At 44.7% G+C, this 13,323-nt stretch carries 13 protein-coding genes, 2 pseudogenes and 1 other annotated feature; of the genes and pseudogenes, 2 read left to right on the top strand and 13 right to left on the bottom strand.

Going from position 1 to position 13,323, the window contains the following annotated elements:
• Window positions 1–52: 52 nt before the first annotated feature.
• The 5 genes from JCM2765_RS14200 to JCM2765_RS14180 all read right to left on the bottom strand — a co-directional run bounded on the left by JCM2765_RS14200 (window position 53) and on the right by JCM2765_RS14180 (window position 3,518).
• Window positions 53–340, bottom strand: a complete 288-nt coding sequence (locus JCM2765_RS14200) for a hypothetical protein (RefSeq protein ID WP_054737295.1) — start codon at window positions 338–340, stop codon at window positions 53–55.
• Between the two features lie 162 nt (window positions 341–502).
• Window positions 503–1,600, bottom strand: coding sequence for a 5-methyltetrahydropteroyltriglutamate--homocysteine S-methyltransferase (locus JCM2765_RS14195; RefSeq protein ID WP_054737294.1), 1,098 nt, complete (start codon window positions 1,598–1,600; stop codon window positions 503–505).
• Window positions 1,601–1,661: 61 nt separating this feature from the next.
• Window positions 1,662–1,899: a binding site (T-box leader), on the bottom strand.
• 61 nt (window positions 1,900–1,960) lie between these two features.
• Complete coding sequence (locus tag JCM2765_RS14190; protein ID WP_054737293.1) at window positions 1,961–2,809, bottom strand: hypothetical protein; 849 nt, start codon at window positions 2,807–2,809, stop codon at window positions 1,961–1,963.
• 134 nt (window positions 2,810–2,943) lie between these two features.
• Window positions 2,944–3,204: a LysE family translocator gene (locus JCM2765_RS14185; RefSeq protein WP_054737292.1), complete on the bottom strand. Its 261-nt coding sequence runs from the start codon at window positions 3,202–3,204 to the stop codon at window positions 2,944–2,946.
• Entirely contained in the window at window positions 3,195–3,518 is a 324-nt protein-coding gene (locus JCM2765_RS14180) for a LysE family translocator (protein ID WP_054737291.1), read from the bottom strand. The genes JCM2765_RS14185 and JCM2765_RS14180 overlap by 10 nt, the downstream gene beginning before the upstream one ends.
• A gap of 281 nt (window positions 3,519–3,799) precedes the next feature.
• Here JCM2765_RS14180 and JCM2765_RS14175 point away from each other — a divergent pair.
• Window positions 3,800–5,232 (top strand): annotated as a pseudogene (locus JCM2765_RS14175) (NADP-dependent glyceraldehyde-3-phosphate dehydrogenase).
• Between the two features lie 76 nt (window positions 5,233–5,308).
• Here the strand turns inward: JCM2765_RS14175 and JCM2765_RS14170 are convergent.
• On the bottom strand, window positions 5,309–6,226 hold the full coding sequence (locus tag JCM2765_RS14170) for a replication initiation protein (RefSeq protein WP_054737290.1): 918 nt from the start codon (window positions 6,224–6,226) through the stop codon (window positions 5,309–5,311).
• A gap of 787 nt (window positions 6,227–7,013) precedes the next feature.
• Between JCM2765_RS14170 and JCM2765_RS14165 the strand changes: the two genes are divergently transcribed.
• Window positions 7,014–7,973: a 3-hydroxyacyl-CoA dehydrogenase family protein gene (locus JCM2765_RS14165; protein WP_054737289.1), complete on the top strand. Its 960-nt coding sequence runs from the start codon at window positions 7,014–7,016 to the stop codon at window positions 7,971–7,973.
• A gap of 59 nt (window positions 7,974–8,032) precedes the next feature.
• On the opposite strand, the pseudogene JCM2765_RS14160 reads toward JCM2765_RS14165, so the two are convergent.
• From JCM2765_RS14160 to JCM2765_RS19315, 7 genes and pseudogenes are all read right to left on the bottom strand, one after another.
• Window positions 8,033–8,511 (bottom strand): annotated as a pseudogene (locus JCM2765_RS14160) (glutathione peroxidase).
• Between the two features lie 24 nt (window positions 8,512–8,535).
• Window positions 8,536–8,979 (bottom strand): MarR family winged helix-turn-helix transcriptional regulator, encoded by a 444-nt coding sequence (locus JCM2765_RS14155; protein ID WP_054737288.1) that lies wholly within the window; start codon window positions 8,977–8,979, stop codon window positions 8,536–8,538.
• 413 nt (window positions 8,980–9,392) lie between these two features.
• On the bottom strand, window positions 9,393–11,261 hold the full coding sequence (locus tag JCM2765_RS14150; RefSeq protein ID WP_054737287.1) for an EAL domain-containing protein: 1,869 nt from the start codon (window positions 11,259–11,261) through the stop codon (window positions 9,393–9,395).
• A gap of 298 nt (window positions 11,262–11,559) precedes the next feature.
• The gene (locus tag JCM2765_RS17255; protein ID WP_156301812.1) at window positions 11,560–11,766 is read right to left on the bottom strand and encodes a hypothetical protein; all 207 of its coding nucleotides are present in this window, start codon (window positions 11,764–11,766) and stop codon (window positions 11,560–11,562) included.
• Window positions 11,763–12,068 carry a helix-turn-helix transcriptional regulator gene (locus JCM2765_RS14145; protein WP_054737286.1) on the bottom strand — a complete coding sequence of 102 codons (306 nt, stop codon included), beginning with the start codon at window positions 12,066–12,068 and terminating at the stop codon, window positions 11,763–11,765. Before JCM2765_RS14145 ends, JCM2765_RS17255 begins: the two co-directional genes overlap by 4 nt.
• Window positions 12,069–12,266: 198 nt before the next feature.
• On the bottom strand, window positions 12,267–12,572 hold the full coding sequence (locus tag JCM2765_RS19320) for an FBP domain-containing protein (RefSeq protein ID WP_439646179.1): 306 nt from the start codon (window positions 12,570–12,572) through the stop codon (window positions 12,267–12,269).
• Window positions 12,573–12,592: 20 nt separating this feature from the next.
• On the bottom strand, window positions 12,593–12,904 hold the full coding sequence (locus JCM2765_RS19315; protein ID WP_439646178.1) for a hypothetical protein: 312 nt from the start codon (window positions 12,902–12,904) through the stop codon (window positions 12,593–12,595).
• Window positions 12,905–13,323 lie beyond the last annotated feature (419 nt).

Raw genomic sequence — 13,323 nt, 5'->3', positions numbered from 1 at the left:
GCATAAAAAAACACGCCTCTTTCAAGACGTGTCAGTGTAATTCAATCAATTATTAGTTCCGGCTCAAGAAACCCATCATGACGTTCGTGTGGTCGTCATCACTGGCAACCGGGGTCTCGCCCAAACCGAATTTTTCAAAGTAAGGGGTGTTCACTAATGACTTGCTTTCCACTGGATGAAGTCGGTTGTCTAATTGACTAACCCGTTGGTCGAGTTGTTGCTTCAACGCGAGTAAGTCTTCAAAGTGGGTTGCTAATTCTGCATCGGCTACTGGCATCGTCGTGAGTGCCTTAGCAGCGTTTAATTGATCGGTATAAGTCATTTCAGTTGCCATTGTCATAAGTGGTTTCCCCCGTTGTCTTTTCGATATCATTCGTCATCTATTTGAGACCAAGTATAGCAGTTTTCTGAAAACTGTCTAGTATTTTCTGAAACTTTATTGTAAGCACAAAAAAGCGCCCTTACCAATTGATGATAAGGACGCAATTGAAAACGGTTAAACCTAATTAGGCCAAACTTCATTAGCGGTATTGACCACTAATTTAATTTTAGCCCATTGATCAGCTTCAGTGAGGTGATTTCCTTCTTCAGTCGAAGCAAACCCACATTGTGGTGATAAACAAAGTTCGTTTTTATCAACAAATTGACTCGCGTTTTCAATCCGGGTTTTCAATAACTCGGCATCCTCTAATTCGGGACGCTTCGTTGTCACTAACCCTAACACGATTCGTTGGTGCCGACCATTTTCAGCAATTTTTTTCAATGGTTCAAAACCGCCAGACCGTTCATCATCGTATTCCAAGAAGTAGCCATCAATGTGTAACTGTGCTAAGTAATCAGCAACGGGATCGTAAGCACCCGCGCCAGCCCAGTTCGAATCATAATTGCCACGACAAACGTGCATAGTCAATACAAGGTCGTCAGGCTTATTGTCCGCAATCGCGTTGATTGCCTTAACCGCTGCTTCGCATAGTGGTACCAAATCCGGATTGATCGTGCCATCCGAAAAACTAGCCCACATGCCCCATGAGGTGTCATCGATTTGCAGGTAGCGACAACCTAAATCATAAAAGTGTTGCACTGTTTCTTGATAGGCTTTAATTTCGTCCGCCAAAAAGGCATCAAAATCGTGGTAGTAGTTATCATAGATCATCGCGTCTTCATTTGGAAATAACACCGACGGACTCGGAATCGTCTGCTTGGCTGCAATACCAGCAGGAACGATTTGCTTTAAATAGCTAAAGTCATCAAAGAACGGGTGTTGTGGATTAAACGCAATTTTGCCGTTGATTCGAATAGCCCCTGCGCGAGTTTCTTGACCATTGAACACGAATCCGTGATCAGGAGTGAAAAATTCAGCACCATTTAGGCCACCCAAGAAGTCCAAATGCCACCAACTACGACGAAATTCACCAGCGGTCACGTCTTTTAATCCCGCCTTCACCTGTTGATCAACCAAGTGATCAATTTCGCGATTTTCGACTTGAGTCAACGCCTCGCGGTCAATTTTACCCGCTTTAAAATCGGCATTTGCTTGTTTCAAAGCTGCTGGTCGTAAGAAACTGCCGACGATATCGGCACGGTATGGATAAGTTGTCATAATTGTTTATTTCCTCCTAATAGTCGTTAACGGCAATAAAAAAGCCCTTGAAAAATAACTTTTCAAGGGCGACGATTCTCGCGGTACCACCTTAACTTTTTACCTAGCTCACACTAGGCAACTTAAAGTCCAACGTTGCTGAACTTCAATGCGTTAATGGGCATTACCCAACCTAACCTCGTCTAAAACTCAGCTAAGTTTACTCGAAGACCATCTTCATCGATTCGCCTGACTGGTTTTCAGCACCCCCAGCTCTCTTAACAGGTTAACTCGACTACTCATCTTTTCATCGCTTACTAATTTTTATTTAATGCCATTCTAACAAATCGGCTGAATTTGTCAACCAAGACTCAGAATCAGTCACTGTTCGCGCCACCGTGCAACTCGAGCCGCCTTATGGGTCATCTGTGTCGCCACGGCGTTAATCACGTTAACGATTTGCTCAGCCTGCGCCATTGACAAATAATCAACGGTTGCCAAATAGTTTAAAAATGCCGTCAGCGTGGGCCCAATCAGCTGATAACTTGCTACTGGAATGCCCACATGCAAGACAAAGTCATTCAATAACACATTTCTCACGGCTTCTTGCGTCCAATCTTGTGGTAACTGATGGTAGTTAATATACAGTTGTTGATACAAAATGGCTACGTAATGGTAAGCATCGTTTGGGTGAACCTGAGCCGGAACCTGCTGCCAGTCTGGACTCGCCACAAAGTTTTCCACTTGCCGTTGCATTTCTCGAGACAGTTCTTCCAGTGATGCCATCCGGCGATTGGTTAACCGGTGTTCACGAATCGGTTCGGTTTCTTGGATATCGCGCCGCACCTCAAATTGTAACAGTACGTTAGAAAGCGTGCCGAAATCTTCTTCAATGAGTTGTTCATCCGCTAAAAAGAGCACAAAGCAACGGGTTACGCTGTATGTAGTTAAGAATAAATCAATATCTTGCGAGCTTGACGTCGTCTGTTGCCATTGCTCATCAAGTAATTGAACCACCTCACTCGAACGCCACTGGGTAACCGTCACGTCAAAACGAGTCTGCATCGTTTGATTAAACGTCGCAATGGCCGTTTTCACAAAGTGCGTGGGGACTTCTGCAATCAGTTGCTGGTAAAAATTAGAGACTAAAAATTGCGTTAAACACATTTGAAACGTCGCCACGTCAGCTGTCACTTGATTGTTATTTAATTGATCGTCGTTGGTTGTCACGTTTGCACCACCTCTGTTGATCTCATTTCTCACTAACAATAAGTATACCCACTTCATGGACTGAGATTCAAGAACAATGTTAGCGCTTCCATTACCATATTAACGCTAATGCTGCAAATTAGCGGCTTACAAATTTATTGCCACATTCGATAAATGGCGTACAGAAACAGGACTGCCAACACAACGTTCACAACGATTGCGTAACGATTAAAGACACCTTGAAATACTGACCCAGCCGCAGCCCACACCAAGTTGGCCGCAAAGGTCATCAACGCCATCAGGATCCCGAATCCAAAAATAATGCCCATTTGTGTCCCAAACGCCGGCATTAGAAACGACACGTAGCCAATCAAAAAGTAAAGCATCACCTTCACGTTCATAAAGTTTAACAGCATTGCGGCCCAAAACCGACGTTGACAGGTTGGTCCTTCGGGGGAGTCTTCGCTGACCGAAACAGGCCAACCATTAAATAGGCCAGATATAGTGACCCGATGACTCGAAGACCAATCAACGCCTTTGGTGACAACGCACTTAGCAGATGCGTAAACGCAAAACAAAAACTATCCAAAATAAAAAAGCTGACAAGTAGCCCACCCAAAAACGGTAACGCCCCCCGAAACCCGCGCTGACGACTTTCTTGCATCGCCATAATGTTATTCGGCCCGGGTGTGATCGCCATCGTCAAACTGTACGAAAAAAAGCCAAGCATTTACGATTCCTCCTAGAAATAACGGCCTTTTTTCGCCCGTTATTCGATTTTCTAATCATTTTACCATAAACTAGTTAACCATTAACTTTCTTAATTGTAAATCAATCTGGAAATCAATTTACAGAAAACTATACCAATTCAGAAATTTCATTCAGTAAACGCTTGTGTAACAGTATTTATTAAATAATTCTTGCTTTATAAAAGTTAGACCATTATACTCATATCTTGTACGCTACTCAGATTTTTTCATTACATTTTCATAAGAGAAAGAAGTTGACGAGATGTCCCAAATTTATCAAGCCTACCTCGCCGGCCACTGGCAGACGAGCGCTTCTAACCAAACCATTACGATTGAATCTCCTTGGCAACACCAACCTTTAGGTGAAATTCAGGCAGTCACTCAAGCCGAAGTTGATGTGTGCATTAAACAAGCCAAACAGGCGCAACCCGCTTGGGCCGCACTCTCCAATAGCGAACGTGGCGCTTACCTGAATCAATGGGCCGATAACTTACTCGCTAATAAAGCCGAGCTAGCTGAAACGGTCATGAACGAAGTTGGTAAAAACGCGGCCGACGCTGAAAAAGAAATTGTTCGAACTGCTGACCTGATTCGCTACACGGTTCAAGAAGCCCTTCATATGCATGGTGAAAGTGTTCGTGGTGATGGCTTCCCTGGCGGCTCTAAGAATAAACTTGGGGTGATCGAACGCGTTCCACTTGGGTCGTGCTCGCCATCTCGCCATTTAACTATCCGGTCAATCTGGCGGCAGCTAAAATTGCACCCGCGTTAATGGCTGGTAACGCGGCGATTTTCAAACCAGCAACCCAAGGCGCCATCAGTGGCATCAAGATGATTCAGGCGTTGGCCGCAACTGGCTTACCAGCCGGTCTTCTTAGCCTCTTGACCGGCCATGGCTCTCAAATTGGCGATTATCTCACGGAACATCCAGATATCAATATGATCAGCTTCACTGGGAGCACCCAGACCGGTAAGCACCTATCTGCTAAATCCATCATGGTTCCACTCGTCTTGGAACTTGGTGGCAAGGATCCGGCGATTGTTTGCTCAGACGCTGATCTAGACGTCACCACGGCGGACATTATTGGCGGTGCATTCTCTTATTCAGGTCAACGTTGTACTGCCGTTAAGCGGGTTCTCGTGTCCGAACGAGTTGCCGATGACCTCGTTGCTGGCCTTAAGAAACAGGTTGAAGCGCTCACCGTTGGCTCGCCAGCCGATAACAGCAAAATTGTGCCTTTAATTTCCGAAAAGGCCGCTGACTTCGTTCAAGATTTGATTGACGATGCTTTAGCCAAAGGTGCGACCCTGGTCACGGGTAACAAACGCGAAGGTAACTTGATCTACCCAACCTTGTTGGATCACGTGACCCCTGACATGAAGGTCGCTTGGATCGAACCCTTCGGCCCAGTTCTCCCCGTTATTCGGGTCGAATCCGTCGCTGAAGCGATCAAGTTGGCCAATCAGTCTAAATTCGGTCTACAAGCCAGCGTCTTCACCCAAGACCTTGATAAAGCCCTCCGCATTGCGGGCGGCGTCGAAGCCGGTACGATTCAAGTCAATGGTCGCCCAGAACGCGGGCCTGACAACTTCCCATTCTTAGGCGTGAAAGCCTCCGGGATGGGCACTCAAGGCGTGCATAACAGTATCTTATCGATGTCACGGGAAAAATTAACCGTCATTAACTTAAAATAACCGCAACCATCAAACAGGCGCCCATTAAACTCTGAAATCAAAGTTTAATGGGCGCCTGTTTTTTAGTGAGTTAGTTTTAACGCGTCTCATCCGTCAAATTCAGTGCTGTTTGCTCAACGGTCGGATCTTCACGTTCATAAGGTTGCTCCGAAATATTAAATAACGGAATTTCTGGCATGGCGGCTAGTTTCGCCTTCACCCGTTCGTGGCCCTTTTCATCCGCAATTCGTTGTAGTTCGCCGATTCGTTTTTCCTGCTTTAAGGTGGTATTTTTCAGCTTTGGTAAACGCTGGAAACTGAAGCGAAACCCGATAATGGTTCGGCCCTGTTTCACCGTTTCAACCGTAAAGCCCGATAACAACGGTGTTAACTCCTCAATAATTGGTTTGATCACTCGGTTATTGATTTGTGATCCGCGATATGACTTGGGAAAACCGAGTTCCTGACGCAGTTTATCAACCGTAAATTCGAGGGTGGCTGTTGAGGTTCGCCATTGCATCAGGTGCATGTACATGATTTTGGCATACTTGTTATGAATCTCAACGAAATCGGGTAATAGGTACATCGTATAGGAATTTTCGAGATCATTTAACACCCACGTTAACTTCGGGTTGACGGAAACTTCCAGTGACATGTTCTTTCGATCCAATTCAAAGTTGTAAAAAAGGTGCCCGGCCCCTTCCTTATCGTTTTCGGTATCAACGTAAGCGATATTGACATTGGTCACCTTATAATACGTCGACATCACCACTTTAGCCATCCGCTCACGGGTTGTGGCAGTATAGCCGGTCAACTCACGTAACTGAGAGAGCGGAATCGTGATCGTATCGGACTCCTTTTCAACCAACTGTGCACACAGTGCCATAAACACGTTTAATTCAATTTTAGTAAAGCCCGAGTAATCAAACGAGTTTAACCCGTTGTCCACCTTAACGATCGTGTGACCGCCAAGGGATAGCTGCGCCTGTCTACTCTCAGTCGTTAGTTCCGTCATCTTGCACCCATCCTCTAAATAACAAAAATTCTGTAGCACCGTTTTTGAACACTTGTTCCCACTTTAACACAGTGTGAAACCGAGTTCAATATAGTGATTTAACGCTGTTTAACACCCTTAATCGCCCTCAAATTCAGAATTAGCGTTACTTAAATAGAATTCTTGTTACGTTAACAGAATTTTTGTTATCTTAGTAGAATTTTCGTTACTTTAATGACGATGAAATCATTCATTCAGGCGCCAAATAACGGCTAAAAAAATTTTAATAGCCGGTATGCGCCGAATTTTCTAAATCAGGGCGTCAGTTTTTAGCAACAGAATTTCTGTTACTTAAGCAGAATAACTGATATATATCGCAGAATTTTGGTTATTTAACCTAGAATTAGCGTTATTTAACAAGAGAATTTTAGTTATCGATTACAGAAATTCTGTTACGCGAAATAGAATTGCCGTTACGTCACTAGAATTTTGGTTACTTCAACAGAATTATTGTCATTTTATACTGCTTGTAACCCCGATTTAGCAACCTTTTAGCCGGCACTAAAGATTTAGGTTTAAGGATTAAAGGTTATTAAAGATATAAAACTAAAGGCAGCTAACACCCTGTTGTCCGTCGCCGACACCTTAATGATGCGTCAGCTAGATTTAACTTAACTGCAAATCGACGAACGTGTTACAATTATAAATGAAAGCCCTTCCATTTAAGCGATCACACGGTTTGTTCCCGAGTTAGATTGAATGGTGGCTTTAATTGAACTCACTTTTTTTCAGGAAAGGGATGTTTGTTATGCAGGCAACAGCGATTAAAACGATTGCCAACATTGGTGCTGGTACCATGGGCCATGCAACGGCGCTTCAATTTGCGATGGCCGGCTATACCGTTAATTTATTGGATGTCTCAACCGAAGCACTGGAGGCAGGTCGTCAACAAATCGAACACGACCTTGAAACCTTTAACCATACCGGAATATTGAATGATTTTCCAACTAAGATTCTTGACCACATCCACTTTACGACCGATTACAAAACTGCGTTAACGGACGCTGATTTCGTTATCGAATCGGTGATTGAAGACATGGCCATCAAACAAAGCGTTTGGCAAAAAGTTGAGCAATTCGTCAAACCAGACGCCATTCTAGCCACAAATACATCCGGTTTAGATCCAACCAAGATCCAAGCGGTCTTAACTCATCCGGAACGGTTCGTCGTTGCCCACTTTATGAATCCAGCACAACTGATGCCCCTTGTTGAGGTTGTGCCGGGCGATCATACCGCACCGGAGATTGTGACGGAAACCGTTGCCCTTTTGAAACACGTCGGCAAACACCCGGTTCCACTCAAAAAAGCCGCCCTCGGGTTCGTCGGCAACCGGATTCAACTCGCCGTTCTTCGGGAAGCCTTTCACATCATTGGTGCTGACATTGCAACCCCCGAAGCAGTCGATGATATTATCAAATACAGTTTAGGCCGTCGCTGGAACCTAATTGGACCCGTTGCGAGCGCCGACCTCGGTGGTCTCGACGTGTTCAAGAGTATCAGCGATTACCTTTATGCTGACTTGTCGCATCAACAAGGTCCCGACCCGCACCTGCAAGAGAAAGTTGAGCAGGGAAAACTGGGATTGAAGACTGGCGAAGGCTTCTACGATTGGTCCGGTGAAACTGGTCAAAAACTGGTTCAGTTCCGGGATGAAGCCCTTTTAAAACAGTTAAAAGCTGATCAACAGGAAAACCACTCTGAGCAATAACTAAAACGGCATCATAAGTTTACCAATTTTTTGGCGAGCTCATGATGCCGTTATTTTGTTTAATCTTGCTTAACGTTTAACGCTGCAACGATTGCTGGTTCCATCTTTTCTGGTTTAAAGATTGGCGCATACCGGTCAATCAACTGGCCATCTCGGCCAATCAAAAACTTCGTAAAGTTCCATTTGATCCGACCATGCCCCGCGGTTTCTTTCAGGTATGTGAACAATGGGTCTTCATCATCACCGTTGAGGCGAACCTGCTGAGTCATTGGGAACGTTACGCCGTAGTGTAACTGACAGTATTCACTGGTCGCTTCATCTGAATCTAGTTCCTGATGAAATTGGTTAGAGGGTAGACCCAAAACCTCAAGTCCCTGCTCGTGGTACTTTTGGTAGAGGGCTTCAATCCCTTCAATTGTGGCGCCAGTCCGCACTTACTTGCGGTATTTACAATCAGGAGCACCTTGCCCTGATACTGACTAAAATCAATCGCTGTTCCGTTCATTTCGGTTTCTTGAAAGTCATAAATGGCTGTCATTTAAAAAACTCCCTTCGTGATTCCCTATTTCACAACTTTTCGTAATTCGGTCACTAGCCGTTGGTTATCCGCCAACATCCGTTCATAATCCGCTGCGGTCAACGCCGTTTGATCTTGAATGCAGTGAAGAATCGCATTCACGATTTCGGCTTGTTGGTCGCGTGCCTGATCAGTCAATCCAATAATCAGCTGCCGTTGGTCTTCAGCTGGCCGTGTTCGGGTAACCCACCCGGCTTGTTCCATGCGTTTCAACATCGGCGTGAGCGTATTGCTCGCCAGATGAAGCTGGTCTGCTAACTCGTGAACGGCTTGTTGATCTCGCTCCCACAATGCCAGCAAGACTAGGTACTGCGGATACGTGAGTTGATATGGCGTCAATGCTTGCTGATAAAATTGATTAAATAATCGATTGGCGTTGTACACCGAAAAACAAAGTTGTTCCGCCAAACTTAATGCCTGGGTTGCCATAAGTCACCTCACCTCGTTAGATTGATCGCGTCGGAATAGTTCGTACACGATTGATTAGTTTAACTATAGTGCTTTTGACCACTAAATACAACTTTATTACAAAATAGTCTGATGGCCGAGATCAACCGGATTGCCGTAACAACGCAAAAAAAGGCTGGGACAAAAGTCCATATTGGTAAGCATCGAACTAATTTCTTAACTCAAAGCTAGTAAAAAATTTAATTGAATTTCAAGACTGTTATATAGTCTAAACGCCAATAGGCTTCTAAGCTTCGCTGAGTCGTGCGCCAAAACTCGTTTAGGTCCCGGCCATATAAGAGAACGGACCCGTAGATTCCAAAACCAGGAATCCACGGGTCCGTTCTCTTATATTCTGGGACCTAAACGAGTTTTGGCCCACTCTCATTCTTAAACTAACTTGCCTGTCGTTCCGGTCCTGCAGGTCTTGGCTTACCAAAGTAATACCCTTGCACATACCGAACACCAAGTTGCGTTGCAAAGGCCAAATCGGCCTCAGTTTCAACACCTTCAAGCACAAAGCTCAGTTGATTTTCTTTAGCGATTTGAACCCAGAATTGAACCCGTTCTCGAAGTTCAGCATCGCTAGTGGTTTGGCGAAGATTTTGCATCGCAAATTTAACGCCATTAATGTAAGGCACGATATTACGCACCATTTCAAAACTATTATCACTACCTACATCGTCGATCAAAATTTTAATTTTAGATGCTCGATAGACCGCACAGATTCGCCGCATTGTCTGAGAATCAGTCAACGCCGTAATTTCAATCGTTAAATTATCGGGGCCTTCATCACTTTCCGCAAACTGAGTTAGGGCTTCTGCTAAGTCTAAGTCCACAAACTGAGCGGCAGTTAGATTCATATTGAAGTTTTGTAGCTCAGTTTGTGCCATAAAGTCTTTTAACAACGAAATCTGCATCCACGCAGGTAACTCAAATGTATCTGGTAAGATCCAGCGTTTCTGCAACTCGTCATAGGTCCGCAATAGTAATTCATGATAAAATCGAGGCTGCTCTGCCCGATCAATATCATAAACACCCTGTGAGAAGTAACAGTAATCGTTTAACCGCTTTTCAATGCTACTTGTTCCAGAAATCAGCTGGTTATCTAAGGTAATCATATCGCGACCGTTGCGTTTACTCTTAGAGAGCGCATCATCCACCCGTTTGTAAATATCGTTAATACTTGTGTCTTCGGGTTGCTGTGACGTCACGCCAACCGAAGCCGTTACTGCAATACTATGATTGGCATACGAAAATTCGGATTTTCGAATTGCCTGCCAACAACCTCGAATCACCGACATCACCTGATCCGGCGTGTGGTTTGGAAAGGCCACGTTAACCTCTTCACCAGAAGTAAAGTATAACCGATGCTCAATATTGGCATTATCCAGCACACGGCTTAAAGTGGCCGTTAGACCAATTAGAACTGTATTCCCAGCTAGATGACCAAACCGGTCGTTTAACTGCCGGAAATGGTCAATATCGAGCGCTACGAAGGTCAACGGTGTGTGTTGCTGCTGCGCTTGATCAAATAACTGGGTCAATTCTCCCTGCTGGCTGTCAGCTTGACCAACATTGGTGCCCTGTTCATAAGATGCCAATCGTTCCAATTGGCGATTGCGTTGTTCCTGTCGATACTGCCGCATCCAGTAGCCCACAACAATACATAACATGAGCGAATACAATGCCATGCCCTCAACCCGCATCAGGTTATCCAACGGCATTCCCATTGAAACCGCAGGCGTGCTCAACCAAAACAGCCCCGCCACAAAAATCGACGCAACCATCATGTAAAGGCTACGATGGACCGTACCAGCCCGCTCCCGGTGAACAAGCACAATAATCACCGCAAAGCCCAACAACGCTAACAGTGTTGGTAAGTGCCAAAAATTAGTCGCATGGTGCATCCACCAAACGCCCAAGATAGCAACCATTTGAAACCCGACTTCTACCCGGTTGAAACCACCAAACATTAACGGGACAATTAGCACGTAGAGGGCAAGGTTGTGATAGATCAATGCCGTATTGTTATGCATGAACGCCATCGTAATCAAATGAACGCCTAAGCCCAATCCCAATGAGAGCAGCACCAGATAAATTCGCCGGCCGACTCGCCGCAGTTTAGTCGTATCACCTGCATCGGTTTCAAACACGTCTGACCAAACCCGTTGATAATACTGAATGAAGCCAATACTAAAGAAGCTAAGGACCGCTACCCGCTGAAAGAAGAGTAGCCATTCCCGATACTGTTCATAGTTCATTTATTTTCCCCATTCAAGGTCGCCCTAATTTAAATACTTTTAAGAATAAGTATTATCTTAACACGTTTTACTGGTCAACCTCAATACGGTATTATTTTACGTTTATGTATCATTTTGAAATTTTATTGAACATTTTGTACCAAAAATATTCAAAATATCGAAATTAACGTCAAAAACTGTCATTTAGCAATCAATCTTGCCAAAATGACAGTTTTTCTGGTTATTGTTCGCAATTACCGTTACTTAACCAACCAAAACCCTAATAGCGTCAAACCAATTCCGCCTAAAAGAAATAAACTCATCGCCGCCACGAACACCAAACGATCCTTGATCCAATTTTGACGCTTCTCTCATCCGTTAAAGTCTGCTGTTTCTGAAAGGCCACAATTTCGCTATACGTTTGTAACTGATGACGTGCTTTCCACTGTTCTACTCGGATACCTGCATAAGTTGCGCCCGCCGCTAACGCAATCGGAATCACCGCTCCCCACCAACCTAAAATCATGATCGAGGCCCGGCACTGATCGCAGTCAGTCCTAATAAAACAGTCATCACCACTGCCAACCGGTTAGAACGAACCGTATCTAATTCCTGCTTCATAACATCAACATCTCCCTTCACTAACTCATCTAGTGAGGTATCAAATAAGATGCTCAAGCGAAGCAAATTCTCCAAATCTGGATAACTCCGGCCCGTTTCCCAATTCGAAATCGTTTGGCGTGAAACGTACAGCCTTTCCGCCAACATGTCCTGGGTTAACCCAAGTCGTTCTCGGTGGTGCTTAATTTGCTGATGAATGTGCATCATATTGATCACTCCTCAACCCTAAACTAGCACGATGGTGATGTGATTACCGCCAAACTCACTTATAATCGGCCTCAATTCTCCGTCAAACTTTGTTGTCATCCCTATTCTACCGGTTAACAACCACATAAACTAGGTTTAAATTCAATTTAAAACGCCCTGAATCAGCCAATCGGCCAATTCAGGACGTTACTTCATTTATTATTTAATATCCCGTAAAAACTGATCAAAGTCCTCGCGCCGGTACAACTGACGGTTGCACTGATCACTGTCCGTACAGATGTAGTTGCCCTTTTTCGTGTAACGGCCGTCACCACCAGTTTTGCTGATGGCAGTAAAGAGGGAAACGTTCCCCTCTTGGTGGCAGATTGCACAAAAACCCTTGATCACGGTGGCAGAAAGGTCACCGTTCAGACCTGCTAGCTTTCCATCTGTATAGTACAACAAGTACTTGCGCCGTGTTCCGAGGTCGTTCCAACCAACGTAAGTGTGTTCACGTAAGTCGATGCCCTCAAAATCGGGCTGCTTCAGTTTTTTAACTTTCCGGAATACCTTCTCAACCTGCTTCTTACTTGGTTGTGCGAAACCAACACATGAGCCTTAAACGTCTCAAAATACCGATCCGTTGCTTCGCGTCTCACTTGGTGATCCAACGCAAAGCTGATCAAATCCTCAATTTCAGGTGTCGGTGTCGGCACGATTTGGTGAATCTGTTCGACCGCCAATGATTGAACAGCATCGACGGTTCGATGATCGTTGACCGATTTGTAGTTATCGATCAAATTATAGATGATGGCTTTCAGTTGCATGTATTGATAAGGTTGTAATTCTAATGTCATAAAGAATTCCTTTCGTTTCAAATCAGAATCAGTAGAAAGGAAATTCCAATCTAGTGATTCGGTTACCGGACAGCAACCGCTTCACCAGAAGATACGAGACGTACCAAACTATCACCCCAATAAGTGTAACTGCTAGTTTAACAGATTAGGTGCTGGTATTGCAAGCTTACGTTTGTGTCCAGCGTAAGTGTTGGGTGCGATTTGGGTGTTGGCTGTTTGTCGGCGCTTCGCTCTCCAAATCCGCATGAAAACCGGCGCTCTCAGTCAACAAAATTCGGCGCCACTTAAACTGTTGTTTTCCGAGGTTCCTGAAGTTATAAAAATTTGTCAACCACTTACTTTCTGGCCACCGCGCCAAATGGTGCTGCGCGAGGCAAAAAGCTATGTGTAGCGGCCTCTAAGCCAAACTACCAAAACCT

It is taken from the genome of Secundilactobacillus similis DSM 23365 = JCM 2765, assembly GCF_001311075.1.
Classification (GTDB): Bacteria; Bacillota; Bacilli; order Lactobacillales; family Lactobacillaceae; genus Secundilactobacillus; species Secundilactobacillus similis.
Note: the sequence above shows the minus strand (reverse complement) of the source record. Positions and strands in the feature narration are given on the sequence as shown.